The 26,896-nt window shown below is 60.7% G+C and carries 25 protein-coding genes and 1 pseudogene; 12 read left to right on the forward strand and 14 right to left on the reverse strand.

Annotated elements, in window-relative coordinates; genetic code table 11:
* Positions 1–191: 191 nt before the first annotated feature.
* Both trxA and Q7C20_RS17950 read right to left on the reverse strand, forming a co-directional pair.
* A complete protein-coding gene (gene trxA / locus Q7C20_RS17945) occupies positions 192–521 on the reverse strand; it encodes a thioredoxin TrxA (protein ID WP_003213989.1) in 330 nt (109 codons plus the stop codon).
* A 120-nt stretch (positions 522–641) separates the two neighbouring features.
* A complete protein-coding gene (locus tag Q7C20_RS17950) occupies positions 642–1,337 on the reverse strand; it encodes a FadR/GntR family transcriptional regulator (protein WP_375069163.1) in 696 nt (231 codons plus the stop codon).
* 255 nt (positions 1,338–1,592) lie between these two features.
* Between Q7C20_RS17950 and Q7C20_RS17955 the strand changes: the two genes are divergently transcribed.
* From Q7C20_RS17955 to Q7C20_RS17970, 4 genes are read left to right on the forward strand one after another with little or no spacing between them, the layout of a single operon-like run.
* Positions 1,593–2,378, forward strand: a complete 786-nt coding sequence (locus Q7C20_RS17955) for a transporter substrate-binding domain-containing protein (RefSeq protein ID WP_064454657.1) — start codon at positions 1,593–1,595, stop codon at positions 2,376–2,378.
* A gap of 17 nt (positions 2,379–2,395) precedes the next feature.
* Positions 2,396–3,064, forward strand: coding sequence for an amino acid ABC transporter permease (locus Q7C20_RS17960; protein WP_348058762.1), 669 nt, complete (start codon positions 2,396–2,398; stop codon positions 3,062–3,064).
* Positions 3,061–3,711, forward strand: a complete 651-nt coding sequence (locus Q7C20_RS17965; RefSeq protein ID WP_375069166.1) for an amino acid ABC transporter permease — start codon at positions 3,061–3,063, stop codon at positions 3,709–3,711. The genes Q7C20_RS17960 and Q7C20_RS17965 overlap by 4 nt, the downstream gene beginning before the upstream one ends.
* On the forward strand, positions 3,698–4,435 hold the full coding sequence (locus Q7C20_RS17970; protein WP_375069168.1) for an amino acid ABC transporter ATP-binding protein: 738 nt from the start codon (positions 3,698–3,700) through the stop codon (positions 4,433–4,435). Before Q7C20_RS17965 ends, Q7C20_RS17970 begins: the two co-directional genes overlap by 14 nt.
* On the opposite strand, the gene Q7C20_RS17975 is transcribed toward Q7C20_RS17970, so the two are convergent.
* From Q7C20_RS17975 to Q7C20_RS17990, 4 genes are all read right to left on the reverse strand, one after another.
* Positions 4,407–4,958: a hypothetical protein gene (locus Q7C20_RS17975; protein WP_375069170.1), complete on the reverse strand. Its 552-nt coding sequence runs from the start codon at positions 4,956–4,958 to the stop codon at positions 4,407–4,409. The two genes, Q7C20_RS17970 and Q7C20_RS17975, sit on opposite strands and share 29 nt — an antisense overlap.
* Positions 4,948–7,446 (reverse strand): fimbria/pilus outer membrane usher protein, encoded by a 2,499-nt coding sequence (locus tag Q7C20_RS17980; protein ID WP_375069172.1) that lies wholly within the window; start codon positions 7,444–7,446, stop codon positions 4,948–4,950. Before Q7C20_RS17980 ends, Q7C20_RS17975 begins: the two co-directional genes overlap by 11 nt.
* A 7-nt stretch (positions 7,447–7,453) precedes the next feature.
* The gene (locus Q7C20_RS17985) at positions 7,454–8,140 is read right to left on the reverse strand and encodes a fimbria/pilus chaperone family protein (RefSeq protein ID WP_375069173.1); all 687 of its coding nucleotides are present in this window, start codon (positions 8,138–8,140) and stop codon (positions 7,454–7,456) included.
* A gap of 135 nt (positions 8,141–8,275) precedes the next feature.
* Complete coding sequence (locus Q7C20_RS17990; RefSeq protein ID WP_348058773.1) at positions 8,276–8,923, reverse strand: DUF1120 domain-containing protein; 648 nt, start codon at positions 8,921–8,923, stop codon at positions 8,276–8,278.
* Positions 8,924–9,406: 483 nt separating this feature from the next.
* Here Q7C20_RS17990 and ppx point away from each other — a divergent pair, with 483 nt between their 5' ends.
* Positions 9,407–10,909, forward strand: a complete 1,503-nt coding sequence (gene ppx / locus Q7C20_RS17995) for an exopolyphosphatase (protein WP_348058775.1) — start codon at positions 9,407–9,409, stop codon at positions 10,907–10,909.
* Between the two features lie 128 nt (positions 10,910–11,037).
* Here the strand turns inward: ppx and ppk1 are convergent, their stop codons facing one another.
* Both ppk1 and hemB read right to left on the reverse strand, forming a co-directional pair.
* Positions 11,038–13,263 carry a polyphosphate kinase 1 gene (ppk1, locus tag Q7C20_RS18000; protein ID WP_375069175.1) on the reverse strand — a complete coding sequence of 742 codons (2,226 nt, stop codon included), beginning with the start codon at positions 13,261–13,263 and terminating at the stop codon, positions 11,038–11,040.
* A gap of 18 nt (positions 13,264–13,281) precedes the next feature.
* Positions 13,282–14,295, reverse strand: coding sequence for a porphobilinogen synthase (gene hemB / locus Q7C20_RS18005; protein ID WP_348058779.1), 1,014 nt, complete (start codon positions 14,293–14,295; stop codon positions 13,282–13,284).
* Between the two features lie 208 nt (positions 14,296–14,503).
* Between hemB and Q7C20_RS18010 the strand changes: the two genes are divergently transcribed.
* Complete coding sequence (locus Q7C20_RS18010) at positions 14,504–15,139, forward strand: DedA family protein (protein WP_375069177.1); 636 nt, start codon at positions 14,504–14,506, stop codon at positions 15,137–15,139.
* Here Q7C20_RS18010 and Q7C20_RS18015 read toward each other — a convergent pair.
* Positions 15,120–15,889: pseudogene (locus Q7C20_RS18015) on the reverse strand (sterol desaturase family protein). The gene Q7C20_RS18010 and the pseudogene Q7C20_RS18015 sit on opposite strands and share 20 nt — an antisense overlap.
* 116 nt (positions 15,890–16,005) lie before the next feature.
* On the opposite strand from Q7C20_RS18015, the gene elbB reads away from it, so the two are divergent.
* Positions 16,006–16,671 (forward strand): isoprenoid biosynthesis glyoxalase ElbB, encoded by a 666-nt coding sequence (gene elbB, locus Q7C20_RS18020; protein WP_375069178.1) that lies wholly within the window; start codon positions 16,006–16,008, stop codon positions 16,669–16,671.
* Positions 16,672–17,006: 335 nt separating this feature from the next.
* Here elbB and Q7C20_RS18025 read toward each other — a convergent pair whose 3' ends face one another.
* Positions 17,007–17,462 carry a YaiI/YqxD family protein gene (locus Q7C20_RS18025; RefSeq protein ID WP_348058785.1) on the reverse strand — a complete coding sequence of 152 codons (456 nt, stop codon included), beginning with the start codon at positions 17,460–17,462 and terminating at the stop codon, positions 17,007–17,009.
* Between the two features lie 134 nt (positions 17,463–17,596).
* Complete coding sequence (locus Q7C20_RS18030; protein ID WP_375069180.1) at positions 17,597–19,492, reverse strand: FTR1 family protein; 1,896 nt, start codon at positions 19,490–19,492, stop codon at positions 17,597–17,599.
* A gap of 268 nt (positions 19,493–19,760) precedes the next feature.
* Here Q7C20_RS18030 and Q7C20_RS18035 point away from each other — a divergent pair, with 268 nt between their 5' ends.
* Genes Q7C20_RS18035 through Q7C20_RS18050 form a run of 4 tightly spaced genes read left to right on the forward strand, consistent with a single transcriptional unit; the run spans position 19,761 to position 22,904 of the window.
* The gene (locus Q7C20_RS18035; RefSeq protein WP_375069182.1) at positions 19,761–21,155 is read left to right on the forward strand and encodes a COG3014 family protein; all 1,395 of its coding nucleotides are present in this window, start codon (positions 19,761–19,763) and stop codon (positions 21,153–21,155) included.
* Positions 21,156–21,165: 10 nt separating this feature from the next.
* The gene (locus Q7C20_RS18040) at positions 21,166–21,537 is read left to right on the forward strand and encodes a YcfL family protein (protein ID WP_375069184.1); all 372 of its coding nucleotides are present in this window, start codon (positions 21,166–21,168) and stop codon (positions 21,535–21,537) included.
* A 35-nt stretch (positions 21,538–21,572) separates the two neighbouring features.
* Complete coding sequence (gene lpoB, locus Q7C20_RS18045; RefSeq protein ID WP_375069186.1) at positions 21,573–22,160, forward strand: penicillin-binding protein activator LpoB; 588 nt, start codon at positions 21,573–21,575, stop codon at positions 22,158–22,160.
* Between the two features lie 3 nt (positions 22,161–22,163).
* Positions 22,164–22,904 carry a penicillin-binding protein activator LpoB gene (locus Q7C20_RS18050; protein ID WP_348058794.1) on the forward strand — a complete coding sequence of 247 codons (741 nt, stop codon included), beginning with the start codon at positions 22,164–22,166 and terminating at the stop codon, positions 22,902–22,904.
* 79 nt (positions 22,905–22,983) lie between these two features.
* Here Q7C20_RS18050 and Q7C20_RS18055 read toward each other — a convergent pair whose 3' ends face one another.
* From Q7C20_RS18055 to Q7C20_RS18065, 3 genes are all read right to left on the reverse strand, one after another.
* Positions 22,984–23,616, reverse strand: coding sequence for a LysE family transporter (locus Q7C20_RS18055; protein WP_375069188.1), 633 nt, complete (start codon positions 23,614–23,616; stop codon positions 22,984–22,986).
* Between the two features lie 88 nt (positions 23,617–23,704).
* Positions 23,705–24,277 (reverse strand): mechanosensitive ion channel domain-containing protein, encoded by a 573-nt coding sequence (locus Q7C20_RS18060; RefSeq protein WP_375069190.1) that lies wholly within the window; start codon positions 24,275–24,277, stop codon positions 23,705–23,707.
* Positions 24,277–26,187, reverse strand: a complete 1,911-nt coding sequence (locus Q7C20_RS18065; protein WP_375069192.1) for an ATP-binding cassette domain-containing protein — start codon at positions 26,185–26,187, stop codon at positions 24,277–24,279. The genes Q7C20_RS18060 and Q7C20_RS18065 overlap by 1 nt, the downstream gene beginning before the upstream one ends.
* 50 nt (positions 26,188–26,237) lie before the next feature.
* Here Q7C20_RS18065 and Q7C20_RS18070 point away from each other — a divergent pair, with 50 nt between their 5' ends.
* Entirely contained in the window at positions 26,238–26,696 is a 459-nt protein-coding gene (locus Q7C20_RS18070) for a TIGR02444 family protein (protein ID WP_375069194.1), read from the forward strand.
* Positions 26,697–26,896 lie beyond the last annotated feature (200 nt).

The raw sequence follows: 26,896 nt of genomic DNA on the forward strand, positions 1-26,896 counted from the left end.
TGGCTTAATGAGGCCGCGCCGCGGAGAAGGCGACAGGATCGCGTACTAATCGAAAAGGAATGCGTCGGCGACGGCTTGCAGGGGGCACTGGAGAAACCAGTGCGGGGCCGAATGTAACACCTGAGTTTCGGAGCGTCTAGCCCTGTTTCACGAAAAAGCCCCGCTAATTTGCGGGGCTTTTTTGACGACGCTTAGATGTTCGCGTCGAGGAAAGCTTGCAGCTGAGACTTCGACAGCGCGCCCACTTTAGTGGCTTCAACGTTGCCGTTCTTGAACAACATCAGCGTCGGGATACCACGCACGCCATGCTTGGCCGGGGTTTCCTGGTTGTCGTCGATGTTCAGCTTGGCAATGGTCAGTTTGCCTTCGTAGGTGGTCGCAATATCGTCCAGAACAGGCGCGATCATTTTGCAAGGGCCACACCATTCAGCCCAGTAGTCAACCAGCACCGGGCCTTGAGCCTTGAGTACTTCGGCCTCAAAGGTCGCGTCGGTGACGTGCTTGATAAGATCGTTGCTCATGGATGTCTCCGGATTGTAAGCAAAAAAAACGTGGCCCATCATAGCCGCCCTTCCCCGGTTCAGGAAGCCGCCTCTGATTGAGTCTTGCTATGGCGGCGCATGACTTTGGGTATTGCCCACTCACGGGGTCACGGGCGTCACGAAGGCAATGCCGGTGCGCAAGGCGGCATTGCGCACGTGTTCCTGCATGGTTTTCTGCGCCGTTGCACTGGCGCGCCGGGCCAGGGCACGCAGGATCTTGCGGTGTTCCTGCCAGGTTTCCATGGCCCGTTCCGGCCGGATGAACGGTAGCTTCTGGCTCTCCAGGAACACCTCGGCGCTGGCACTCAGGATGCTCACCATCGCCTGGTTGCCGCTGGCCAGCAGGATGCGCTGGTGGAATTCGAAGTCCAGCCGGGCAGCCGCCTCGAAGTCGCCGGCCTTGAGCACCTTGCGCATCGCCTCGACGTTATCTTCCAGACTGTCCAGCTCATCAAGGGTCAGGGTCATCGCTGCCAGCCCTGCTGCAAACCCCTCAAGGGCATAGCGCAGCTGGAAAATATCCAGCGGCGTGGCCTGCGCTGCAAACGGCCACGCAAACCCCGGCGCATCATCTACCGCCTGCACGAACACGCCCTTGCCCGGTTGCACACTGACCACCCCCAACGCGCTCAGGGACGATAACGCTTCACGCAACGACGCCCGGCTGACGCCCAATTGCACCGCCAGGTCGCGCTGGGAAGGCAACGCGTCACCCGCGCCGAAGCCCTGTTCCTTGATCAGTTTACGGATGGCCTGCAGGGCCGCTTCCGGTACCGCTTGGGCGATGGAATTCATAAAAAACTCAAGCTTCCAGACAACTGAGCGGCTAGTTGTAAAGCTATTCGCGGCTGGCGGCAAGCCACGCCCCAAAGGGGCTCGCGGGGTTTTGGCGATGCTCGATAACGGTGCGAAAAGTCAGCCCACTGTTCAGACCAGTAAGACCACCGCAGCTCAATGAACTCCGGCGTTGCAGACGATCCAGTCCGTGATGGCATGGGCTGTGCACTGCCCAGAAACAGAAAATTCCTTCGCCCTTCTCGGAGAGTTGCCATGACCAAGCGTTACAGCGCCCTGCTCACTGCCTTGTTTGCCAGCTTGATGCTGAGCCAGGCACCCGCCCAGGCCAACGGTTTGGACGATATAGTCGCCCGTGGCACACTCAAGGTTGCCGTGCCCCAGGACTTCCCGCCATTCGGCTCGGTCGGCCCTGACATGAAACCTCGCGGCCTGGACATCGACACCGCCAAGCTGCTGGCTGATCAGCTCAAGGTCAAGCTGGAGCTGACGCCGGTCAACAGCACCAACCGCATCCCGTTCCTCACCACCGGCAAGGTCGACCTGGTGATTTCCAGCCTCGGCAAGAACCCCGAGCGCGAAAAGGTCATCGACTTCTCCAAGGCTTACGCACCGTTTTACCTGGCGGTGTTCGGCCCACCTGACGCGGCCATCAGCACCACTGACGACCTCAAGGGCAAAACCATCAGCGTGACCCGTGGCGCCATCGAAGACATCGAGCTGACCGCCGTAGCGCCCAAGGAAGCCACCATCAAGCGCTTCGAGGACAATAACTCGACCATCGCCGCCTACCTGGCCGGCCAGGTTGACCTGATCGCCAGCGGCAACGTGGTGATGGTCGCGATCAGCGAGCGCAACCCGAAACGCGTCCCGGCGCTGAAAGTGAAACTCAAGGACTCGCCGGTGTACGTGGGCGTGAACAAAAACGAGCCGGCGCTGCTGGAGAAGGTCAACCAGATCCTGGTCGCGGCCAAAGCCGACGGCAGCCTGGAAAAGAACGCGATGCAATGGCTTAAAGAGCCGCTGCCAGCCGACCTCTGAAGCGACGGAGCTGATTCATGGCGTATCAATTTGACTTTATGCCGGTGCTGGCCAATACCGACCTGCTGTTGCGCGGCGCCCTGTTCACGCTTGAGCTGACGGCCATCGGCGCGATCCTCGGCGTGGCGCTGGGCACCGTCGGCGCCGTGGTGCGGGCGTGGAAGATCCAGCCGTTTGCCTGGTTCTTCGGCGTGTATGTCGAGTTGATTCGCAACACACCGTTTCTGGTGCAGTTGTTCTTTATCTTCTTCGGCCTGCCGTCCCTGGGCCTGAAAATTACCGAGTGGCAAGCCGCGGTGCTGGCGATGGTGATCAACCTGGGCGCCTATTCGACAGAGATCATCCGCGCAGGCATCCAGGCCATCCCACGCGGCCAACTGGAAGCCGCCGCCGCGCTGGCGATGACGCGATTCGAAGCGTTCCGCCACGTGGTGCTGCTGCCGGCACTGGGCAAGGTGTGGCCGGCCCTGAGCAGCCAGATCATCATCGTGATGCTCGGCTCGGCGGTGTGTTCGCAAATCGCCACCGAAGAACTCAGTTTTGCCGCCAACTTTATCCAGTCGCGCAACTTCCGCGCCTTTGAAACCTATGCCCTGACCACCCTGGTGTACCTGTGCATGGCGTTGATGATTCGCCAGTTGCTCAACTGGATCGGCCGTCGCTACGTGATGAGGAACAGCCGATGAGTGATTTTTCCTTTTGGGACATCGTGCGCAACCTGCTCACCGGTTTGCAGTGGACCCTAATGCTGTCGCTGGTGGCGTTCATCGGCGGTGGCGTGATCGGTTTGCTGGTGATGACGATGCGCATCAGCAGCAAGGCGTTCCCGCGCAATGTCGCGCGCACTTACATCGAACTGTTTCAGGGTACGCCGCTGTTGATGCAGCTGTTCCTGGTGTTCTTTGGTGTCGCGTTGCTCGGCATCGACATCTCGCCCTGGCTGGCGGCGGCAATTGCGTTGACCCTGTTTACCAGCGCCTACCTGGCTGAAATCTGGCGCGGTTGCGTCGAGTCCATCGCCCACGGGCAGTGGGAAGCCTCGGCCAGCCTGGCGCTCAACCCGTTTGAACAACTGCGCTACGTGATCCTGCCCCAAGCGCTGCGCATTGCCGTGGCGCCGACCGTGGGTTTCTCGGTGCAAGTGGTCAAAGGTACCGCTGTGACCTCGATCATTGGCTTCACCGAATTGACCAAAACCGGCGGCATGCTCGCCAACGCTACCTTCGAACCGTTCATGGTCTACGGCCTGGTAGCGCTGGGTTATTTCCTGCTCTGCTACCCCTTGTCCCTCAGTGCGCGCTACCTGGAAAGGAGACTGCATGCCTCTGCTTAGAATTTCTGCCCTGCATAAGTATTACGGCGATCACCACGTACTCAAGGGCATCGACCTGACGGTTGAAGAAGGCCAGGTGGTGGCGATCATCGGCCGCAGCGGCTCGGGCAAGTCCACCTTGCTGCGCACCCTCAACGGCCTGGAATCGATCAACGACGGCGTAATTGAAGTCGATGGCGAATACCTCGACGCCGCCCGCGCCGACCTGCGCACCCTGCGGCAGAAAGTCGGCATGGTGTTCCAGCAATTCAACCTGTTCCCGCACCTGACGGTGGGCGAGAACGTGATGCTCGCGCCACAAGTGGTGCAGAAAGTGCCCAAGGCCAAGGCGGCGCAGCTTGCCAGGCAAATGCTGGAGCGCGTCGGGCTGGGCGAAAAGTTCGACGCCTTCCCCGATCGCCTGTCCGGCGGCCAGCAACAGCGCGTGGCGATTGCACGCGCCCTGGCCATGTCGCCCAAAGTGCTGCTGTGCGACGAAATCACCTCGGCGCTGGACCCGGAACTGGTCAATGAAGTGCTCAGCGTGGTGCACCAATTGGCCAAAGACGGCATGACCTTGATCATGGTGACCCACGAAATGCGTTTTGCCCGGGAAGTTGGCGACAAGCTGGTGTTCATGCACCAGGGCAAGGTGCATGAGGTGGGCGACCCGAAAACCCTGTTCGCCAACCCCAAGACGCCGGAACTCGCCAACTTCATTGGTTCGGTGGAACAGCCGGGCTGATCAGTTCGAAACTGCCCCGCCCCTCCGGGTGCGCTTGGCTGCGCACCTCCAGTGCGTCGGCGGGCAGCTCGGTGTCGATCTCGACCTGAGCTGTCAGTCGCCGGCCAATCATGGGCATGCCTGCGACCCGCGCCATCAAGGTCTGGCCGGGGAGCAATTGCCCAGTGGCCGGTTCGCCCGGCAAATGCGCCGCCGCCCAGCCGATGGCATGCCCATCAATTTGTGCGTGTGTGAGGCTCAGGCGAAAACGCCCATGACGACCGAACTGAAACCCCTGCCCATCGGCTGCAACCCCGATAAAACGCAAGCCCATGGCCGCAGGTTCTGCGCACAGCACGTTGACGTGCAGCACCCGAGTGCCGAGCGCCAGTGTTGCGCTGTCACCGGGCTCCTCCCGACGTATAGCGCTGTAGTCGATGCGCGGCTGGCTCAGCGACAATCGACAGTTTTGCGCCGAAACGCCAGGCACGGCCAGCACCAGGCCGAGCAGTATCCAGGGCAAACTTTTAAACTTAACGGGCATGGCACACCGCCGAGGTGGTTTCGTAGAACTTGTCATGATCAGGCTGGGTTCCCGGGTCGATGCGCAACAGGCAAGTAGAAGCGTCCGGCAGAGCAACCCGCAGGCTTTGCTCAGTGACGTCGTTGAGGAAAATCATGCCGTCGCCCACCACATTGGTCAGGAAGCGGTCACCCTTGCCGAACACTGCCGCGCCTTGGGGCAAGGGCCGCCCTTGCTGATCGCTGGCGGTGAGCAGCACACGACGTACTTTCACCACATCAAAACCCACCGAATTAAAAGACCCACGGCCCGCCGCCAGCACCTGGGTGCCGTTTTTCAGGTCAACGCGTTTGGGCAGGGAGCGGGTCTGCACTTCAACCCGGCTGTGGGTGTACGCAGGCAAACCGGCGATCACCGCTTGCCCACTGAAGTCGGTCCACACCGGGCCCTGCGGGGTGTCGATTTTAGCTGAGCCGATGTCGCCCACTTTCACCACGCCGAACGTATCCTGCACAGCGTAGGGCGAGAAGGTCAGCCCGCCTGGGTGAGCCACCACGCCGCCCTGCAATTGCCCGGTGTAGCTGGTGCCCAGCGGGTCCCGATTGATGCCCAAGCCAACGCGGGTGTAGCGCGGCAGGATATCCACCTGCCCACGAATGGACTGCTCACGGGCCTTGAGGTCCCGCTCCACGCCCACCTCGTAATTCACATACTCGTTAACCCGGTCGCTGAGTGCTGTACCGGCAGTGAATTGGTCACCACGACGGCTGGTGTAACTGTGCACGCGACGATCACCGCCAAGCGGCACACTCACCTGCAACCGCACGGACAGGTCATTCTCCAGGGCGCGCTCGCGGTGCCCGCCCGCTCGCGTCTCCCCCCGGCCGGCACGCGTGCCGCCTACCTGCGAATCCGCGATAAATGCCACATCCGCACGCTTGAAAGACTTGTTCCACGAGGCAAACACATGTTCGGCGGTTTGCCGATCAAACTGAGCACTGCGGGTGTAGCCCAGGGAAAACACCCCGAGAATGGGGTCGGCCCAGCTCATGCCTGCCGTGTACTGGTTTTTGAAGCGTGAACCCAGCTCATCGGCCTTCGTCGAGCGACCCGCTTCAAGCACTTCTCGATAACCCCGGGTCTGGGAGGTGGCGCTGACGTTGACGTCGAGCGTGGCGACCACCGGGCTGCTCAGGGACACGCTGGTGCGTGCGCCGGACACGTTGTTTTTGCTGTCCTGTGACAAGTTTTGACGGGCGGTCACACTCACCCGCTGGAAAAACACGCTGCTCAGGGTGCCACCGGCCGACCAGTAGTCATCGGTACTGAGCAGGCCAAAGCCGGCGGACGAATCGCGGCCCATTCCCCAAGTGCCGCTGCCCATCGCAACCACGGGAGACGGGCCGTCTTCACCGGCGTTCTTGCGCAGCTTACCCAGTGAAAAGTAATAGCCAGGCGCAGCCGGTACAGCCCCCGCGAACGACGCCGCCGGCACCACAAAATTGCGCCTGGCACCGCGCACGTCGATCACGCTGACTTCAAGGTCACTCGTGCCATTGAGCAATGGCAGGCCTGTCAGCCGGAATGGGCCTTCGGGCACCAGCGTGGTATGGATCAATACACCGGACTGGCGAACCTCAACCCGTGACTGGCTCTGGGCAAGGCCCTCGACCACCGCATTGTTATGGCCTGCGAGAGCGCGCGACTGGCCATCCGGTGAAAACTGCAGGCCGGACAACTGGATGCCGCCAAACACCGGGTTGTTGCTGGAAATCTGGCCTAACTGAAACGTTGATTGCAGCGCAGCGATATCCCGCTGGGCAAAAGCGTACAGGTGCTCGGTGCGGGCCTTACCGTTATCGGACACGTAGAACTGACGACTGCGAACAATCCAGTCCTCAAGGTTAAAGCCCGCCTCGGTATAAGCCGACAGGAACCGGCTGGGCCCACTGCGCGAGTGGCTGTCGAAACCCAGCACGTCATAGTTGAACAACGCCGCCGCCCCGCCCCTGGAGAAGTTTCCGGCGTCCCATTCGGGCCCACGCAACGACTGGGTCGGCACCACCAGCGCCACCTCATCCGTGCCGGGGCGCAGCCGCACCATCGTCGTCGGGAATGCTCCGAGAAAGTCATGGCAGGCCTTGTCTGGCGTGTCGCCCTCAAGAAGGATCGTGCCGGGTTTAACCAGCCCGGCTTTTTGGAGTAACCCTGGGGTAAAACACAGTCGGCCCTGTGGGTCGAACCGCGCATCCACTAGCCCGAGCGGGTTGCCATTGACCCGCAACCCCACCACCTGGACACCTTCGCGAAAGCGCGCCGCACTGCGAAAGTAGTCTGAGACTTTGGGGTCAATGCCATGGGCAGTGAGGGCCGCCAGATCAAAGCCCTCGCCCAGTTCCAGCGCAAAAGCCAGGCCGGGCAAACTCCACAGGGTCGCAAAACCAACCAGCAGCGACGGTCCCCGCGGCCAGGCAGAGGCCGCAAAGCGGCGACATGACGGGCTGTTCATGCGTCGATCAACCCTCATTGGCAATGATCGGCGCCCGGTAGTGATCCACCGAAAACCCGTAGACCGTGGCGGGCTGAATGTCGACTTCAGTCACACCGCCCAGAGGGCCGTCGACCGTTGCCGCAAGCGCCTCGCCCGGCAAAATATAGGTGCGCGGTAACGTGGCCTGAATGCCTTGGGGCAGCAACTGCACATCCGGCGCCAGCCGCACCACGTAGGCGCTGTCGTTGTGAACCGTCAGCTGCTCGCCTGTGCGCTTCCACTTCAGCAGCTCCCAGGGCGTAGGGTGCCGAGGCAGCCCTTGTGGGTGCAGGATCAGCGGCAAATTCTGGCGCAAGGTAATGCCGATGGTCGCTCCGCCCGCAGCACGCGCTTGGGGGATGCCTTCAAAGGACACGCGTTTAAGCCGCTGAGTCTTGAGCGGCTCTTTAAGGGTGCTGATGAATCGCACCAACTGGGTGTCGCCCGCCTCCACACGCGAGACGGGCGGCGTGACAATCAACAGTGGCTCCAGATCCTGCGGTACGTTTTCCACGACTGAATGCAGCAGGGCCGGGCCCGCATCGGTATTTTTTATATTCAGGGTGGCTTCACCGTCTTCTTCATACAGCACGACAACGGTTGTTTCAGGCAACATGCCGTCCGCTGCGACAACAGCGGTATAAAAAACGCACGCACTTGCACACGCTAACAACGCGCTACTTACTATTGAAAAACCACGCACTCCATGTTCCCCGCAACTAATCAAGTTGATGATTGGTAGCCAAGCGCCCACAAAAAAACAGCCAATCAGAAAATATGAAGTTCTTGATTGGCTGTTTTCAGTCGCTTAGATGTAACTCAGTACCAGCGTGGCGCGCCCATCAATGGCGATGTCGCGACTCAGGTCGAGGTCCTGGGCCCGGTTGATGACGGCCTTCACCACAAGGGTGCCGGTCAGTTGGGAAATAGCGGCAGGCGTGATCGCGGTGCTATTGCGCCACGAATACTGGCTTGGCGATTGAGCAACCTTGCCATCGCTGTACTGCCAGGCGCCCGCACCTGCACGCATGATGGGGAGCAGGGCTGTACCGGAGGTGCGCAAATCCCTGAGGGTGACGGAGTAACCGCCTGTACGGCGGCTTGCTACCGCACCCAAACCGAAGTTCTGAGCTTCAGTGAAACCGGCCCCCAGAATACCCGTGACCTTGCTGCCCGCTTGCAGGTCGGTAAAGGCGATGCCGAACCGGGCAGGCGTAGTGCCGCAATTGACGACCAGGGAAGTGCTCCGCTCTTCGCGCGGGTTAAAGGCCGTCTGGGACAATTCGCCGGAACGGATGGTGCCGTAATCGATAATGCCGCTGCCGGCCAGGCTAAGGTTGCACGCCGCAGGCGTAATCGTACCCCTGACGACCAATTGGGCACTGGTGGTTGCCTGGGCGCTCAGGGCAGAAGCCAGGCACACGATACCGAGAGTCAATCCAACAATCTTTTTCATGCTTGTCCTGTCACTAAAAAGTTATCAGGCGCTGTTTATTTGTGTGTTGGCGACTCCATCGCCTCACGCTTTATCTTCCCGGACATGCACAACTATAAATAAATAACACCCAGGCAAAATTGCCGGGTGCCAGTCTGTCGCTTTGGCCCTTCATTAAAGAATCAGACAACACAGCAGTCACTGTGGGAGCCATGAATATAGGCAGTGGCTTTAACCCATTCATACGGTAGTCCCGACCAAAATAACCAGGCGAACATCTTCGTCATTACTGTAGGCAATTTCACAAGCAGTCTTACAACAGTGCACAGTTAAAACGCCCTACATCGTCCGGCGGGGTATTCATCACACGCTTACAAAACCGCCCTACATTTCCTACGAAAAATCCCCACAGACAGCGTCAGGAAAATTACTAAGGCACAACGCGTTGGCGTCAGCGGTCGATCGTGGCACGATGGCTGGGTTATCGACCGAGACCCCCAAACCATGCCGCAATTCCAAGCCAAGAATCTGTCCCTGATCGCCGCCATAGACCTGGGCTCCAACAGCTTTCACATGGTCGTGGCCAAGGCCCAGAACGGTGAAATCCGCATCCTTGAGCGGCTCGGCGAAAAAGTGCAATTGGCCGCCGGGATCGACGACGCGCGTCAGCTCAACGAAGAATCCATGCAGCGAGGGCTCGACTGCCTCAAGCGTTTTGCCCAATTGATAAACGGCATGCCCCTTGGTGCCGTGCGAATCGTTGGCACCAACGCGCTGCGTGAAGCCCGCAACCGTGGCGAATTCATCCGCCGCGCCGAGGAAATCCTCGGGCACCCGGTAGAAGTCATCTCCGGGCGTGAAGAAGCGCGGCTTATTTACCTCGGCGTGTCCCACACCCTGGCCGACACCCCTGGCAAACGCCTGGTCGCCGACATCGGCGGCGGCAGTACCGAATTCATCATCGGGCAACGATTCGAGCCATTGCTGCGCGAAAGCCTGCAGATGGGCTGCGTCAGCTACACCCAGCGCTACTTCAAGGACGGCAAGATCACCCCGGCACGTTATGCCCAGGCCTACACGGCTGCGCGGCTGGAGATCATGAGCATCGAGCACGCCCTGCACCGCCTGACCTGGGATGAGGCGATTGGCTCGTCCGGCACGATTCGCGCCATTGGCCTGGCCCTCAAAGCTGGCGGCCACGGTACGGGCGAGGTTAACGCCGAAGGCTTGGCATGGCTCAAGCGCAAGCTGTTCAAGCTGGGCGATGCAGAGAAAATCGACTTCGACGGCATCAAGCCCGACCGCCGCACCATTTTCCCGGCGGGCCTGGCGATTCTCGAAGCGATCTTCGATGCCCTCGAACTGCAACGCATGGACCACTGCGACGGTGCCCTGCGCGAAGGCGTGCTCTACGACCTGCTGGGCCGCCATCACCACGAAGACGTGCGTGAGCGTACGCTCAGCTCACTGATGGAGCGTTATCACGTCGATCTGGAGCAAGCCGCCCGCGTGGAGCGCAAAGCCCTGCACGCCTTCGACCAAGTGGCCGAAGACTGGGAGCTGGAAGACGGCGTGTGGCGCGAGCTGCTTGGCTGGGCCGCCAAGGTACATGAGGTAGGCCTGGACATCGCCCACTACCATTACCACAAGCATGGCGCCTACCTGATCGAGCACTCGGACCTCGCCGGTTTCTCCCGCGAAGACCAACAGATGCTCGCGCTGCTGGTGCGCGGCCATCGCCGCAATATTCCTAAAGACAAGTTTGCCGAGTTCGGCGACGACGGCATCAAGCTGATTCGCCTGTGCGTGCTGCTGCGTTTTGCGATCCTGTTCCACCATATCCGTGGCACTCAGGAAATGCCCCAGGTAACCCTGCGCGCCAACGGCGACAGCCTCGACGTGGTGTTCCCCAAAGGCTGGCTGGATGAGAATCAGCTGACCCAGGCGGATTTCGCCCAAGAAGCGGAGTGGTTGACGCGGGTGGGGTTCAGCCTGAACTTGCGCTAAAGAACACTGCAAAACCAATGTGGGAGGGGGCTTGCTCCCGATGGCAGTGGGTCAGTTGATGAATAGGTCAACTGACACACTGCCATCGGGAGCAAGCCCCCTCCCACATTTTTAGTCCGTATTGGCTGCTAGTTCACCGTAAGAATCGGGCTGCCCAACCTCTCCAGCAACGTCGCCTGCGCGCTGCGCGGGTTCTGGTTGCCGGTTGGCGTATTGCGCACGTAACGGCCGTCCGACTGCAGGCTCCAGCTGTGGGTGTTGTCGGTGAGGTAGCTTTCCAGCTCCTTCTTGACCCGCATGATCAGCTTCTTGCCTTCCACCGGGAAGCAGGTCTCCACACGCTTGTCGAGGTTGCGCTCCATCCAGTCGGCACTGGAGAGGAACATCTGCTCCTCGCCACCGTTGAGGAAGTAGAACACGCGGGTGTGTTCCAGGAAGCGGCCGATGATCGAGCGCACGTGGATGTTGTGCGACACCCCGACAATGCCCGGGCGCAGGCAGCACATGCCACGCACCACCAAGTCGATACGTACGCCGGACTGGCTGGCCTTGTACAGCGCGCGGATGATCTTCGGATCGGTCAGCGAGTTGAACTTGGCAATGATGTGCGCCGGCTTGCCGTCGAGGGCGAACTGGGTCTCGCGGGCAATCATGTCGAGCATGCCCTTCTTGAGGGTGAACGGCGCGTGCAGCAGCTTCTTCATGCGCAAGGTCTTGCCCATGCCGATCAACTGGCTGAACAACTTGCCGACGTCTTCACACAAGGCATCGTCGGAGGTCAGCAGGCTGTAGTCGGTGTAAAGCTTGGCGTTGCCGGCGTGGTAGTTGCCGGTGCCCAAGTGGGCGTAACGCACAATCTCACCGGCTTCACGACGCAGAATCAGCATCATCTTGGCGTGGGTCTTGAAGCCGACCACACCGTAAATGACGACCGCGCCAGCCGCTTGCAGGCGGCTGGCCAGCTGCAGGTTGGATTCTTCGTCGAAGCGCGCACGCAGCTCGATGACTGCCGTGACTTCCTTGCCGTTCCGCGCGGCGTCGACCAGCGCGTCGACGATTTCCGAGTTGGCGCCGGAGCGGTACAGGGTCTGGCGTACGGCCAACACGTGCGGGTCTTTGGCGGCCTGACGCAGCAGGTCGACTACCGGGGTGAACGACTCGAACGGGTGCAGCAGCAGAATGTCCTGCTTGCTCACCACACTGAAAATGTTCTCGCTGTTTTGCAGCAATTTCGGGATCTGCGGCGTGAACGGCGTGTATTGCAGCTCCGGGTGGCTGTCCAGGCCGGTGATGCTGAACAGGCGCGTCAAGTTCACCGGGCCGTTGACCTGGTACAGCTCCGACTCGGCCAGGTTGAACTGCTTGAGCAGGTAGTCCGACAGGTGTTTAGGGCAGGTGTCGGCCACTTCCAGGCGCACCGCATCGCCATAACGCCGCGAGAACAGCTCACCGCGCAGGGCGCGGGCCAAGTCTTCGACGTCTTCGGAGTCCAGCGCCAGGTCGGCGTTACGGGTCAGGCGGAACTGGTAGCAGCCCTTGACCTTCATGCCCTGGAACAGGTCATCGGCATGCGCATGGATCATGGACGACAGGAACACATAGTTGTCGCCGGCGCCGCCCACTTCTTCCGGTACTTTGATAATGCGTGGCAACAGGCGCGGTGCCGGAATAATCGCCAGGCCCGAGTCGCGACCGAAGGCGTCGATACCTTCCAGCTCAACGATGAAGTTGAGGCTCTTGTTCACCAGCAACGGGAACGGGTGCGTCGGGTCGAGGCCGATCGGGGTGATGATCGGCGAAATCTCGTCACGGAAGTAACGGCGCACCCAGGTCTTGATCTTGGTGGTCCATTGACGGCGACGGATGAAGCGAACCTGATGTTTTTCCAGTTCCGGCAGCAGGATGTCGTTGAGGATCGCGTATTGGCGGTCCACATGGCCGTGCACCAGTTCGCTGATGCGTGCCAGCGCCTGATGCGGCTGCAGGCCGTCTGCGCCGGCTTGCTCGCGGGCGAAGGTGATTTGTTTCTTGAGGCCGGCAACACGGATCTCGAAGAACTCGTCCAGGTTGCTGGAAAAAATCAGCAGGAATTTCAGCCGCTCCAGCAACGGGTAGGATTCATCCAGTGCCTGTTCCAGCACGCGGATGTTGAATTGCAGTTGTGACAACTCGCGGTGGATGTACAGGCTGCTGTCATCCAGGTTGGTCACCGCCACCACCGGGGTCGCCGGGGCAGGCGTTTCAGCCACTGCCACTGGCATGACCGGCTCATGCTCCGGCGGGGTCTCGGCGACGTGTTCCACCACCGGGTGAGCGTCTTTTACGGCAACTTCGGAGAGTCCTTCGGTATTCATCGAGTGTTCCTGTGAGGGCTATTGTTGCTCTCTAAGCAATTGGGCGGCGCGGGCGGCGAAGTAGGTCAGAATGCCATCAGCGCCCGCACGTTTAAAGGCAGTCAGGGATTCGAGGATCACCCCTTCACTCAACCATCCATTTTGGATTGCGGCCATGTGCATGGCGTATTCACCGCTGACCTGATAGACAAAGGTCGGCACCTTGAATTCCTCTTTGACCCGGTAAAGGATGTCCAGATACGGCATCCCGGGCTTGACCATCACCATGTCGGCGCCTTCGGCCAGGTCGGCCGCCACTTCGTGCAGGGCTTCCTGGCTGTTGGCCGGGTCCATCTGGTACGAGGCCTTGTTGGCCTTGCCCAGGTTCAACGCCGAACCCACCGCATCGCGGAACGGGCCGTAGTAGGCGCTGGCGTATTTGGCCGAGTAGGCCATGATCCGCACATTCACGTGACCGGCCAGCTCCAGGGCTTCACGAATCGCCTGGATGCGACCGTCCATCATGTCCGACGGCGCAACCACCTGAGCGCCGGCAGCCGCGTGAGACAAAGCCTGCTTGACCAGCGCGTCGACGGTGATGTCGTTCTCGACATAGCCTTCTTCGTCAAGAATGCCGTCCTGGCCATGAGTGGTGAACGGGTCCAGCGCCACGTCAGTAATCACACCTAATTCAGGGAAACGCTCGCGCAAGGCGCGGGTAGCGCGCTGGGCGATACCTTCAGGGTTCCAGGCTTCGGCGGCATCGAGGGATTTGAGCGCGGGCGGCGTAAACGGAAACAGCGCTACTGCCGGAATTCCCAGTTCTACCCAATTCGCCGCCTCAATCAGCAACTGATCAATGCTCAAGCGTTCCACACCGGGCATCGACGCTACAGCCTCGCGACGATTTTCACCGTCCAGAACGAAGACCGGCAGGATCAGATCGTCGGTCGTCAGCACGTTTTCACGGACCAGACGGCGAGAAAAATCATCACGGCGATTGCGACGCAGGCGGGTGGCTGGGAACAGGCGATTGGCAGGGGTAAAGCTCACGACAGACTCCTGAGCCCGCGTTTACGGGCGAGCGTTGCAGTTATAAGCGGCCATTATGACGAAGGAATGACAGTTGTGCTTATCGATGCGACCTGTAGTCGCATTCGTCATTTCCGTAGGAATTGTTCACTTCGTGACACATCTCGATACTTTCATGAATCTTCGTGAAGGCGTAGGCTGCGCGTTCATTTCGCCAGCACCCTAGACCATGCTTCAACAATTTCTGCATGACTTCGGCTACTTTGCCCTCTTCCTCGGCACGTTCTTCGAAGGCGAGACCATTCTGGTACTCGCAGGCTTCCTGGCGTTCCGTGGATACATGGATATCAACCTGGTGGTGGTCGTTGCCTTTTTCGGCAGCTACGCCGGCGACCAGCTGTGGTATTACATGGGGCGCAAGCACGGGCGCAAGCTATTGGCGCGCAAGCCACGCTGGCAGCTGATGGGCGACAAGGCGCTGGAGCACATCCGCAAGCATCCGGATATCTGGGTGCTGAGCTTCCGCTTTGTCTACGGATTGCGCACGGTGATGCCGGTGGCGATTGGCCTGTCTGGTTACCCACCTCTGCGCTATCTGATCCTCAACGGTATCGGCGCAGCGATCTGGGCCGCCGCGTTGGGGGCTGCTGCCTATCACTTCGGCGCCGTGCTGGAAGGCATGCTGGGCAGCGTCAAGAAGTATGAGCTGTGGGTATTGGGTGCATTGCTGTTGCTGGGCCTCGGCCTCTGGTTGCGCCGCCGTTTTAAAAACGCACGCATTGCCCGCCAGGCCGACGCTGACGCCAAGGCCCGGCTTGCCGCCGAGCCCGCCCAAGTGGAAGCGCCTAAGACGCCAGTCGAGTAAGCCGGTCTCTGCAACAGTAGAGACCGATCACGCTCAGAGCGCTGTAACTCACCAGACCCAGCCAGCCCACGCTGCTCGCTGGCCACAACCCGACCAATGGCGCCAGCCATACCAACGGCACATTCAGCCCCAGCAGCAAAAGCTCAGCCCTCAGCGCCCATGGGCGGTTCGGTACCTGGCTTTCACGTCTTCAGGGCGCCAGCCAGCGCGCATGAACCAGATACGCAGCTTGTCGCGCCAACGCTCAGTGCGTCGCGCATCACGCCATAACTGCACATAAAACTGCGGGTTGGCCCACAGCGGGTTCCAGCTTGCCAACGGCGTGGTCACACCAAAGGGTCACCGGTTCGTTGTCGTCTTCTTCCTGGAAAGATCCAAACAGTCGGTCCCAAATAATGAACACGCCGCCGTAGTTGCGATCCATGTAGAGAGCGTTCTGTGCGTGATGAGCCCCGATGATTGGACGGCGTGACGAAGAACCACTCGAACCAGCCAAGCTTTGGCACATGGCGTGTATGCACCCAGAATGGGTACAGCAGGTTGAGCGAGGCCACACTGATAAACACCAGCAGCGGCACGCCGAGCACGGCCAGGGGCAGGTAGAAAATCCAGCTCAGCAAAAAAGCCGGTGCTGAGGCTGTTGATGGCGTCGGCCACCCGATAATTGCGCGCACCGCGCCAGCGGTCGGCGAGCAGCTCCACCACGATCAAGGCGATGAAAAACGGTACCGCGTAAGACACGAAGTCCATGGGCTAGTCCGGTTTGTTTTTGTTACATCAAGATTAGGTGTAGCGGCCCGGGATCCCATTGGCAACAGGTGGCAAATTAGTAGACATTTAACGGCACAAAAAATGGAGAAATGCCCATGAGCAAAAAGATTGCAGTGATCCTTTCAGGCTGTGGCGTGTACGACGGCGCAGAGATCCACGAAAGCGTGATCACCTTGCTGCGCCTGGACCAGCGCGGCGCTCAGGTCCAATGTTTTGCGCCAGATATTGCGCAGTTGCACGTCATCAACCACCTCACCGGCGAAGAGATGCCCGAGTCACGCAATGTGTTGGTGGAGTCGGCGCGCATCGCCCGAGGCGAGGTGAAAGACATAAGCGAAGCCGACGCCAACGCGTTTGATGCGCTGATCGTACCGGGCGGGTTTGGCGCGGCGAAGAACCTGTCGAACTTTGCCGTTGAGGGCGCCGGTTGCAGCGTCAACCCGCAGGTTCTGGCGTTGGCCGAGGCCTTTGCCGAAGCCGGCAAGCCGGTGGGGTTGATCTGCATTTCGCCAGCGCTGGCTGCGAAAATCTACGGTCCTGGCGTGATCTGCACCATCGGCAACTGCCCCGACACCGCGGCAGCGCTGGACAAAATGGGCGCCACCCACCACGAATGCTCGGTGGAAGACATCGTCGAAGACACCGCGCGCAAGTTGGTGAGCACACCTGCCTACATGGTGGGCAAGAGCATCAGTGAGGTCGCGTCGGGGATCAACAAGCTGGTCGACCGGGTGTTGGAGCTGACTCACGAGAACGATTGATCAGTTGTGGCCAGCAGGCTTGTTGTGGTGAGCCAGGTAGTTGTGACCAGCAGAGTTGTTGTGGTGAGCGGGCTTGTTGTGGCGAGCGGGCTTGCCCCGCGTTGGGCTGCGTAGCGGCCCCAAACCCTGAAACCGCGGATTAACTGGCACACCGCGTTGCCTGAAAATGGGGCGGCTTCGCCACCCAACGCGGGGCAAGCCCGCTCGCCACAACAAGCCTGCTCCCCACAACGAGCCCGTTTGCCACAACAGGCCTGCTCACCAAGACAAGGCCGTTCACCACAACAATTCTGCTCACCACAGCTAACCGGTTCGCCACGAGCTCTCACCGCCCTTCAGGCTTGGCGCATCAACCGGGTAAGGATTCGGTCCAGAGAATTGGCGAACGCCTGCTTGTCCTTTTCCCCGTGGGGCGGCGGGCCTCCGCCCATCTGGCCCTGCTCGCGCAGATCGGTGAACAGGTTGCGCACCGCCAGCCGCTCGCTCATGTTCGCCGGGCTGAACTCCTTGCCGCGCGGGTCGAGGGCCGTTACGCCCTTCTTCACCAGACGGTCGGCCAGCGGCACGTCACTGCAGATCACCAGCTCGCCGGGCACCGCGTGCTCCACCAGATAATCATCCGCGGCGTCCGGGCCGCTGGGCACCACGATCAGCTTTACGCATGAAAAGCCTGGCTTGATCTGGCTCTGACCGGCCACCAGCACCACCTCGAACTGGCGTTTGAGGGCGAACTTCACCACTTGATCCTTGGCTGCCCGGGGGCAGGCATCGGCATCGATCCATACGCGCATAAACACTCCTCACATCGACCACACATCCTGATGTGGGAACGGGCTGGCCCGCGATAGCAGTGGCTCAGTCAACCTTCCATCAACTGACACGCCGCCATCGCGGGCAAGCCCGCTCCCACACTGTCTGTATCCGCTTAAGCGGTAATTCGGCGCTTCTCGGCCAAGCGGCTGCGGCCATACAGCACCACAATTGCCAGAATCGCCACCGCCTGCGCACTCAGCGAATACGCATCGGCATGAATACCCAGCCAGTCAAAGTCAAAGAACGCCACTGGCCGCGTGCCGAAGATGCCGGCTTCCTGCAAGGCTTTCACGCCATGCCCGGCGAACACCACCGACAGCGCACACAGCAGCGCCGCGTTGATGCCAAAGAACAACGCCAGCGGCAGTTTCGCCGAACCGCGCAGGATCACCCAAGCCAACCCCACCAGCAGCACCAGCGCCGTGGCACCACCGGCCAGCACCGCGTTGTGCCCGGCCGGGCCTGCTTGCAGCCACAGGGTTTCGTAAAACAGGATCACTTCAAACAGTTCGCGGTACACCGAGAAGAACGCCAGCATGGCAAAGCCGAACCGCCCGCCGCCGCCCACCAGGCTGCTCTTGATGTAGTCCTGCCAGGCCGCCGCGTGGCGTCGGTCGTGCATCCACACGCCTAGCCACAGCACCATCACGCTGGCGAACAGCGCCGTGCAGCCTTCGAGCAATTCGCGCTGGGCGCCGCTCACGTCAATCACATACGCGGCCAACGCCCACGTGGCCAAACCGGCCAACAACGCCAAGCCCCAACCGACGTTGACGCTGCGCACCGCCGATTGCTGGCCGGTGTTACGCAGGAAGGCGAGGATCGCCGCCAGAACCAAAATGGCTTCCAGGCCTTCGCGCAACAGGATCAGCAAGCCGGAGATGTAGCTCAACGACCAGCTCAGGCCGTCGCTGCCCAGTAAGCCTGCAGATTCGGCAAGTTTGCCCTTGGCCACGTCCAGCCGCTGCTGCACCTGCTCGATCGGCAAACCGTCCTGCAACGACTGCCGATAAGCCATCAGCGCTTTCTCGGTGTCTTTGCGCACGTTGGCGTCGACGTTGTCCAGGGAGCTTTCCACCAGCTCAAAGCCTTCCAGGTACGCGGCCACCGACAGGTCATAGGCCTGTTCGTGGTCACCGTTGCGGAATGCGGCGAGGCTTTTGTCCAGGGTGGTGGCGGTGTAGTCGAGCAACTGCGCCGGGCCACGTTTGACCTGTGGAGGCTGCGCACGCTGGGCGCGGAAGGTCGCGGCGGCAGCAGGGCCGCTTGCTGCCAGTACTTCATTGGGCGTCAAACGCGCCAAGTCGGCCAGATTGAACGTTTGTTCGCTCTTGGCAGAAACCGCGTCGGCGGTGAAACCGGCAATGTAGGTGGACAAATCCCAGCGCTGGCGGTCATCCAGTTGGTCGGCGAACGAAGGCATGTCAGTGCCTTCGACGCCCAGGCCGAGGGTGCTGTAAATCGCGTAGAGACTCAGGCGGTCCAGGCGCGTGGCATCGCGCAGGTTGGCGGGCGGCGGCGTCATGCCCACGCTCGCCGGGCCATCACCGGCACCGGTGGCGCCGTGACACACAGAACACTGTTGCACGTAAAGCGGCGCGCCGCGTGTCGGGTCAGGCGTGATTGCCGGCGCTTGGCTGACCTCGTACGCCACCGCCAGTTTGGCGCCCAATTGACGCGCCTGACGGGCGACTGTTGCGCCGTCCTGGCGGGCAGTTACAGCCGCTGACAATTCCTCAACACCCTTGACCAACTCCGCGTGTTCCGGCCTCTGCGGCAGTTCTGCCACCAGCCCCTGCAACACCCCGAGAAACTCCACTTGTTCGCGATATTCGGATTCGTCGATAACCTCCCCCGCTTTCACCGTGGGAGGGTAGTCAGCACCAATGTAGTCGAGCAAGTGCAGGGCTTGCGGTGCACCCTCGGCCGTCGCGGCCAGCAGATTGAAACTGCACGACATCAGGGCCGGCAGCATTAGCCAGGCCAGAAAACGGAAAGGCGCAATCATGAATGAATCTCAAAGGGAAATACGAAGTAACACATTGTTAAGGCTTAACGGGTTTGACTCAAGGCGTATGTGATTTGCCGTGCGTGGGACGAGGGGTTTTTCACGCAGGCCGATAGCACTTCCGCCACCTCCATAGCAGCAAAAAGCCATTGTTTTGCCAGTAATGCCGCTTATAATGCCGCGCCCTGTTAGCTCGAAAGGGAATTTAAATCCTTTTTTTTATGAGGATTCATCACATCAGCTGGACACTTTCAGGGAAGAAGTTTACATGGCATTTCGCGCCTTACCCCCGCTCGCGCTCGTGGCGGTTACCTTGCTTTCCGGCTGCTCGATGTTTCGCAGCTACGACACTGAGCTGCAAGCCACTAACCAGCAACTGGCGACGGGCAATGTCGACGGCGCCCTGACGCTGTTGGAAAAGAACAACACCGGCGAAGACAAAGACCTGCTCTATTTCTTCGAGAAAGGCGAATTGCTACGAGCCAAAGGCGACCTCACGGGCAGCCAGACCGCCTGGCGCAGCGCCGACCTGCAAGTCTACAAGTGGGAAGAGTCGGTCAAGTTCGACAGCGAAAAATACCTTGCCCAGTTCGGCAGCTTCCTGGTCAACGACAAAGTGCGCCGCTACGAAGGCTATGACTACGAAAAAGTCATGCTCACCACGCAGATGGCCCTGAATCTGTTGGCCCTGAACGACTTCGACGACGCGCGTACCGAAATCAAGAAAACCCACGAACGCGAAGCCGTAATCGCCGACCTGCGCGACAAGGAATACCTCAAGCGCGAGAATGAAGCCGAGCGCCAGGGCGTGACCACCCAGATCAAAGACCTGCGCGGCTACCCGATCGAAGCACTGAATGCGCCGGAAGTAGTTGGCCTCAAGAACAGCTACCAGAGTGCGTTCAGCCATTACCTGGCAGGCTTTGTCTACGAAGCCCTGGGCGAGAAAGACCTGGCTGCACCCGGCTACCGCAAGGCCGCCGAGTTGCGCCCCAATACACCGTTGCTTGAACAAGCCCTGTTGGACCTGGACAAATCCAGGGTCGGCGCCGATGAGACCGACGTGCTGATAGTCGTCCAAAGCGGCCTGGCACCTGCGCGCGATTCGATTCGGTTGCCACTGCCGATCCCTATCGACGGCAACCTGGTGATCACTCCGCTGTCGTTCCCGTTAATCAAAGCCGACACGTCTACCTCAGCCTTCGCCCAGATCGGTGTCGACGGCAAGCCGCAGAACCTCACCGTGCTCAACAGCACCACCGCCATGTCTCGCCGCGCCCTGCGTGACGACATGCCAGGGATTATCCTGCGCACCACCGTACGTGCCGTCTCCCGTGGCATAACGCAAAACAATCTGAATAAAACCAACCCCATGGCCGGCCTGGTGCTGGGCATCGCCTCGGCCGTCACCGAAGGCGCCGACACTCGCACCTGGCGCACCCTGCCAGACATGACCCAAGTGACGCGCCTGCGACTCAAGCGGGGCGAGCACCACGTCAGCCTGCCCAGCGCACTGGGCGGCACGCTGGTAACGGTCAAGGCCGACCAACGCTACCAAGTGATCACGCTGCGCGTGGTCGGCAACCAGGTATTCGCCGGTGGCCTCGCCGCTCAAGTGGTGCCTGGTGCCGCCAGCCAGACCATCGCCCTCAAACAACCTTAAGGAGCACGCTATGCGTCATTTTATCCTCGGCGCCTTGGCGCTGATCCTGCTCGCTGGATGCGCCACCCCGCCGCCACCGGAACCCGGCAGCGCGGCCAGCAAAATCGTGGTGATGGGCAAGTTCAAGGGCATTGCTGTCGGCGCCATTCGTATCGCCCGCGAAAATGGCTTTCTGACCGCCAAGGTGCAACTAAGCAACATCACCAGCAGCAACCAGATGATGTATTACCGCTTCGCCTGGTTGGGTGCCGACGGCTTCCCGGTGGGTGATGAAGAAACCTGGAAAGTGCTGAACCTGTACGCAAATCAGGCGACCTTCCTGCCGGCCATCGCCAACCTGCCGCAGGCGGCAGATTTCCGTCTCGAAGTTAAAACCCCTTGAGCCTTCCTTTTCTTACGCTCCAGAGAGATTTCCCCATGTTTGCACGTTTTTCGTTCCTCGCCGTGGCCGCCCTTCTGGCCAGCGGTTGCGCCAACACCTCGCCGGTACTCGGCGGCAAGAACATCAGCTATGGCGACTCCAAAGCCGTGGAGCTGGTGACCAACGAGTTCGGCTCCACCGACCTGCAGATGATCGCCGAAAGCATGACCCGCTCCCTGGCGCAGTCCGGCATCCTGCAAGGCCGCCCGGTGGTGCAGGTGTATGACGTGAAGAACAAGACCAGCGAGTACATCGATACCCGCGAGATCACCACGTCGATCAAGACCCAACTGATGAAGACCGGCACGGCACGTTTCGCCAGCGACAACACCGACATGCAAAGCCAGGTCGACCAACTCAAGCTGCAGAACCAGAGCGGCCTGTACAAAAAGTCCTCCGTGAGCAAAACCGGCAACATGGTCGCGGCCAAGTACCGCCTGGAAGGCTCCATCAGCTCCATCGTCAAGCGCAGCTCGGACTACAAGGACGTGTTCTACAAGTTCAGCCTGCAACTGATCGACGTCGAAAGCGGCCTGGCCGAATGGATGGACGAAAAAGAAATCCGCAAGACCACGGAGCGCTGACAGATGCGTGCATGGATCGGCATGATCGGCCTGCTGTGCGCCTTTGGCGCCTCAGCCGCCCCGAAGATCGCGGTGACAGACCTGGCCTATGAGGCGCGGGTTGAGGAGTACATCCACCAGGTCTCGGCCAGCAACAACTTCCAGGCCAGTGCCTATCAAGCCAGCGGCGCGTCGAGCTACAGCGAGTACGAGAGCCGCACCAGCTACATCGAACAGGCCGAGCTGCGCAAATTCAGCGGCGACATCAAGGGCGAGATCCTCAAGTCGCACCAATTCCAGTTGGTGCAAGGCACGCCATACACTGCCGACGCCAAAGGTGACGTCTACGATGTGATCAAGCGCATCAAGGCCGGTAACTTCAAAGGTGCGGACTACGTGCTGTTCGGCACGCTGTCGGATATCGATTTCACCCAGGACATCAACGCCCTGGACCACACAAACAGCTACTCGGCCGTACTGGGCCTGACACTGGTGGCGGATTTCAGCCTGATCAACACCCGCACCTTCGAAATCACCTCGGCGTTTACCGCCATGGGTGAAGGCCAGGACACCAAGCTGGTGAACAGCCGAGATGTGCGCGTGAGCCTGAACCGGCCACGTGTGGTGAGGGAAGTGTCGAAAGCGTTGGGTGAGGATGTCGCACGGCAGTTGGCAGAGCAGCTGGGCGGGGGCTACCAAGACCCGGGCAAGCCTGCATTGCGCAATAACCTGCCACGGGATGAAGCGCCGAAAATTTTGCACTGATATCGGGTAAATCAGCCAACCCAAAACAACTGTGGGAGCTGGCAAGCCAGCTCCCAAATTTTTGACCCGGTTTAGTCAGTTATGCCGTTGCGCGGTGCAGGCTGGCGAGAAAACCCGCCGCCCCGACAAACAACCCGGCGAACGTACGGTTCATGCGCTTCTGCTGTTTAGGTGTGCGCAACAGCCGCAACACTTTCGACGCCAGCCCCGTATACCCCGCCATCACGATCATATCGACGCTGATCATTGTCGCGCCCAAGATCAAGTACTGGGTCAGCAGCGGCGCGTGCGGGTCCACAAACTGCGGCAGTACCGCGAGCATGAACACCAAGGCCTTTGGGTTACTGGCATTAACCAGGAAACCACGGAACATCATCGCCATCGGCTTGCCGATGGGGCGCACGGCCGCATCATCGGACATGTCCATCGGCAAGGCGCGCCACTGCTTGATGGCCAGGTACACCAGGTACGCCACGCCAAACCATTTGATCGCGTAGAACGCGGTAGACGACGTCGCGAGAATGGCACCCAGCCCGCCCGCCACCACGGCGATTTGCATCGCCAGTCCCAATTGCAGGCCAATGGCGTTCCAGTAACCGCGCAGGAAACCGTATTGCAGGCCGCTGGACATCGACGCGATGGCGCCAGCGCCAGGAGAAAGGGAAATGATCCAACTGGCCACGAAAAAGGCCAGCCATGTGTCGAGTGCCATTACACACCTCAGGAGAAAGTTAGCGGTTGTGGCTAAAGCTAACTCCGCGGGCCAAAGGCTGGCTATCAATTTTTACACGGTGTGAGTGCTAGCGGTCGCCGGGGAATACGTGGGTACCTGGCCAACGGCGCACAGAGCGCTGGAAGAACAGACTGTTGGGCACCTGTACCATTGCGCTGTCGGTACCCGCCTCTGCCACTTCGATCAGCGTGGTGTAGAGCAGATTGATCGCAACTACCCGCCCTTTCACACCAGGCTTGTCAACGGTGTCCACCAGCTCGACGATGTCACCGAGGCGGAATGGCCCGACCGTGAAGATCAAAATCGCACACAGCAGGTTCGACAACACCGACCACATGGCAAAGAACGCCACGGCGGCCACTGCGACAAACCCCGACAGAGCCGTCCACAACACGGTGGCGGACACACCCAGGCGGCCGAGGACGAAGATCAGCGCACTGCCCATGATCAGCCAGCGCAAACCACCGCGCAGCGGCATCAGCAGTTGCGGCGGTAACGGGTAGCGCTCGCCCAGGCGCGTGAGGCCTTTGGCGACAAAGCGTTGCGCAACGTAGCCGGCCAGCAGGATCAGCAGGATTTGCACGCCGATCCACACAGGCTCGACCCATTGCGCCGGCAGCGGCAGTTGCAGCGCTTCCATCAGGACAGCGCCTCCAGCTCCGCTTGCAGGGTTTCGAGCAGTTCGAGGGCTTCCATCCAGGTTTCCTCCAATTGCCCTTCACGCACCTTGAGTTTGGCCTGTTCGGCCAAGAGGTCGCGCAGCTCGTCCTTGCGTGCCGCCTCGTACACGGCGCTGTCGCCCAGGCTCGCTTCGATCCTGGCCAGGCGCTCGTGCACCTTGCCCAGTTCAGCTTCCAGCTTGTCGGCTTCGCGTTTGTGCGGGGCCAATTGCTGACGCAGCGCAGCGGCAGCTTGGCGCTGGGCTTTCTTGTCGGTTTTGTCAGGGTTGACCGGCGTGTTACTGGCCGGTGCATTGCGCAGGCGGTAGTCGGTCAGCCAGCGCGCGTAGTCGTCGAGGTCGCCGTCGAACTCTTCGACTTTACCGTCGGCCACCAGCAGGAAGTTGTCGGTAGTGCTTTTGAGCAAGTGGCGATCGTGAGACACCACCAACACCGCACCGCTGAATTCCTGGAGCGCCATGGTCAGCGCCAGGCGCATTTCCAGGTCGAGGTGGTTGGTGGGCTCATCGAGCAGCAACAGGTTAGGGCGATCCCAGGCGATCAACGCCAGGGCCAGACTGGCTTTTTCGCCACCGGAGAAATTCAGCACCGGTTCGTCGATGCGCGCACCACGGAAGTCGAAACCGCCAAGGAAGTCGCGCAGGGGCTGCTCGCGCTCGGTCGGCGCCAGGCGCTGCAGGTGCAGCAACGGGCTGGCCTTGGAGTCGAGGGAGTCGAGCTGATGCTGGGCGAAATAGCCCACCACCAGGTTTTCGCCACGGGTCAGGCGGCCAGCCAACGGTTGCAGTTCACCCGAGAGGTTCTTGATCAGCGTCGACTTGCCCGCGCCGTTAGGGCCAAGCAAACCAATGCGCGCGCCCGGCGTGAGCTGCAGCTTGACCTTCTCCAGGATGGTTTTGTCGCCATAACCCAGGCGCGCATCCGAGAGGTCGAGCAACGGGCTGGAAATCTTCACCGACTCGCGGAACACAAAGTCGAACGGCGAATCGACGTGCGCTGCCGACAGTTCTTCCATGCGCTCCAGCGCCTTGATCCGGCTCTGGGCCTGACGGGCCTTTGTGGCCTGGGCCTTGAACCGGGCGATGTAGCTTTCCATGTGCGCACGCTGCACCTGTTGCTTCTCGTAGGCCTGCTGCTGCTGGGCCATACGCTCGGCACGCGCGCGTTCGAACGCGGTGTAGCCGCCACGGTAGAGCGTTATTTTCTTCTGCTCGACGTGAGCGATGTTGTCGACCACGGCGTCGAGGAAATCCCGGTCGTGGGAAATCAGCAACAAAGTGCCCGGGTAGCTTTTGAGGAAATCTTCAAGCCACAGGATCGCATCGAGGTCCAGGTGGTTGGTCGGTTCATCGAGCAGCAACAGGTCCGAGGGGCACATCAGTGCCTGCGCCAGGTTCAGGCGCATGCGCCAACCGCCGGAGAAGTCGGCGACGGGACGATCCATCTGCTCGTTGGTAAAGCCAAGACCGGCAAGCATTTTGCGCGCGCGGGCGTCGGCGGTGTAGCCGTCGGCACTGTCGAGCTCGGAGTGCAGGCGGGCCTGAGCGGCGCCATCCTGGGCTTTTTCGGCTTCGGCGAGGTCGTGTTGCACTTGGCGCAGGCGCAGGTCGCCATCGAGCACGTAGTCGATCGCGATGCGATCGAGGGTATCGATCTCCTGACGCATATGGGCGATGCGCCAGTCGGCGGGCATCAAGCAGTCCCCGGAATCCGGGGTCAGCTCACCCAGCAACAAGGCGAACAACGTGGATTTGCCGGCGCCATTGGCACCGATCAGGCCGGCTTTGTGACCGGCGTGCAGGGTCAGCTCGGCGTCTTCAAGAAGACGTTGCGGGCCACGCTGTAATGTTAGGCTTTGAAGTCGGATCATAATGGCGGCGGAGTCTACCAGCTTCGTTGGCCGCTGGCTTGGGTGAGAATATGTGCGCTGACCTGTGGAGCTTTGCCCTGTCGACTTACGCCCGCTCAGGGTGCGAAGCCGCTTGCCTGCGCTTGCAGAATCAAGGGGCGGATGTGTGCCTGCTGCTTTGCGGGGCGTGGCTGGAACAACGCGGTGTGGCGGTGACAGCCGAACGGATAGAGGCGCTTGAACAGGTTGCCAAACCCTGGCAGTCGCAAGTGATTGAGCCGTTGCGGCAGGTGCGCGTGCAATGGCGAGCTATGGCGCAGCGAGATGAACAATTGGCGGGGTTACGCGAGCGGGTCAAAACCCTGGAGCTGGAGGCCGAACGGCAATTATTGGTGCGTCTGGAAACGCTGGCGCAGCCATGGCCGCCAGAGAAGGGTCAGCACAGCTGGCTTGAAGGCCTGGCGACCGAAGCCGCCAACCTTGACCACGACGCACTGCAGTTGCTGCGCGTCGTGGCCACCGGCACTTAGGAAGCGCTGGTTGGAGTGGAGCTTGGCGCTACGGGCGCAGGCGTGCTGCTGGCCGATGCAGTTGGAGCGGTGGACGCTGTCGGGGTAGCAGCAGGTGCTGGCTTGGCAGCAGCAGGTTTTGCGGCTGGCTTGGCGGCCGGTTTTGCAGCAGCAGTTTTAGCAACTGGCTTGGCGGCTGGTTTTGCAGCAGTAGTTTTGGC

The sequence above is a fragment of the Pseudomonas sp. AMR01 genome (assembly GCF_041946035.1).
In the GTDB taxonomy this organism is placed as follows: domain Bacteria; phylum Pseudomonadota; class Gammaproteobacteria; order Pseudomonadales; family Pseudomonadaceae; genus Aquipseudomonas; species Aquipseudomonas antarctica_B.

Excerpts from the sequence above, each read along its gene's own strand:
- Q7C20_RS18035 (WP_375069182.1), top strand. The coding sequence starts at position 19,761 with ATGGCATTTCGCGCCTTACCCCCGCTCGCGCTCGTGGCGGTTACCTTG.
- Q7C20_RS17955 (WP_064454657.1), top strand. The coding sequence starts at position 1,593 with ATGACCAAGCGTTACAGCGCCCTGCTCACTGCCTTGTTTGCCAGCTTG.
- ppk1 (WP_375069175.1), bottom strand. The coding sequence starts at position 13,263 with ATGAATACCGAAGGACTCTCCGAAGTTGCCGTAAAAGACGCTCACCCG.
- Q7C20_RS17950 (WP_375069163.1), bottom strand. The coding sequence starts at position 1,337 with ATGAATTCCATCGCCCAAGCGGTACCGGAAGCGGCCCTGCAGGCCATC.
- Q7C20_RS18055 (WP_375069188.1), bottom strand. The coding sequence starts at position 23,616 with ATGGCACTCGACACATGGCTGGCCTTTTTCGTGGCCAGTTGGATCATT.
- Q7C20_RS17990 (WP_348058773.1), bottom strand. The coding sequence starts at position 8,923 with ATGAAAAAGATTGTTGGATTGACTCTCGGTATCGTGTGCCTGGCTTCT.
- trxA (WP_003213989.1), bottom strand. The coding sequence starts at position 521 with ATGAGCAACGATCTTATCAAGCACGTCACCGACGCGACCTTTGAGGCC.
- Q7C20_RS18070 (WP_375069194.1), top strand. The coding sequence starts at position 26,238 with ATGTGCGCTGACCTGTGGAGCTTTGCCCTGTCGACTTACGCCCGCTCA.
- Q7C20_RS17965 (WP_375069166.1), top strand. The coding sequence starts at position 3,061 with ATGAGTGATTTTTCCTTTTGGGACATCGTGCGCAACCTGCTCACCGGT.
- Q7C20_RS18030 (WP_375069180.1), bottom strand. The coding sequence starts at position 19,492 with ATGATTGCGCCTTTCCGTTTTCTGGCCTGGCTAATGCTGCCGGCCCTG.
- Q7C20_RS18010 (WP_375069177.1), top strand. The coding sequence starts at position 14,504 with ATGCTTCAACAATTTCTGCATGACTTCGGCTACTTTGCCCTCTTCCTC.
- ppx (WP_348058775.1), top strand. The coding sequence starts at position 9,407 with ATGCCGCAATTCCAAGCCAAGAATCTGTCCCTGATCGCCGCCATAGAC.
- Q7C20_RS18050 (WP_348058794.1), top strand. The coding sequence starts at position 22,164 with ATGCGTGCATGGATCGGCATGATCGGCCTGCTGTGCGCCTTTGGCGCC.
- Q7C20_RS18065 (WP_375069192.1), bottom strand. The coding sequence starts at position 26,187 with ATGATCCGACTTCAAAGCCTAACATTACAGCGTGGCCCGCAACGTCTT.
- Q7C20_RS18040 (WP_375069184.1), top strand. The coding sequence starts at position 21,166 with ATGCGTCATTTTATCCTCGGCGCCTTGGCGCTGATCCTGCTCGCTGGA.
- Q7C20_RS18025 (WP_348058785.1), bottom strand. The coding sequence starts at position 17,462 with ATGCGCGTATGGATCGATGCCGATGCCTGCCCCCGGGCAGCCAAGGAT.
- lpoB (WP_375069186.1), top strand. The coding sequence starts at position 21,573 with ATGTTTGCACGTTTTTCGTTCCTCGCCGTGGCCGCCCTTCTGGCCAGC.
- Q7C20_RS17975 (WP_375069170.1), bottom strand. The coding sequence starts at position 4,958 with ATGCCCGTTAAGTTTAAAAGTTTGCCCTGGATACTGCTCGGCCTGGTG.
- Q7C20_RS17980 (WP_375069172.1), bottom strand. The coding sequence starts at position 7,446 with ATGAACAGCCCGTCATGTCGCCGCTTTGCGGCCTCTGCCTGGCCGCGG.
- Q7C20_RS18060 (WP_375069190.1), bottom strand. The coding sequence starts at position 24,277 with ATGGAAGCGCTGCAACTGCCGCTGCCGGCGCAATGGGTCGAGCCTGTG.
- elbB (WP_375069178.1), top strand. The coding sequence starts at position 16,006 with ATGAGCAAAAAGATTGCAGTGATCCTTTCAGGCTGTGGCGTGTACGAC.
- Q7C20_RS17960 (WP_348058762.1), top strand. The coding sequence starts at position 2,396 with ATGGCGTATCAATTTGACTTTATGCCGGTGCTGGCCAATACCGACCTG.
- Q7C20_RS17970 (WP_375069168.1), top strand. The coding sequence starts at position 3,698 with ATGCCTCTGCTTAGAATTTCTGCCCTGCATAAGTATTACGGCGATCAC.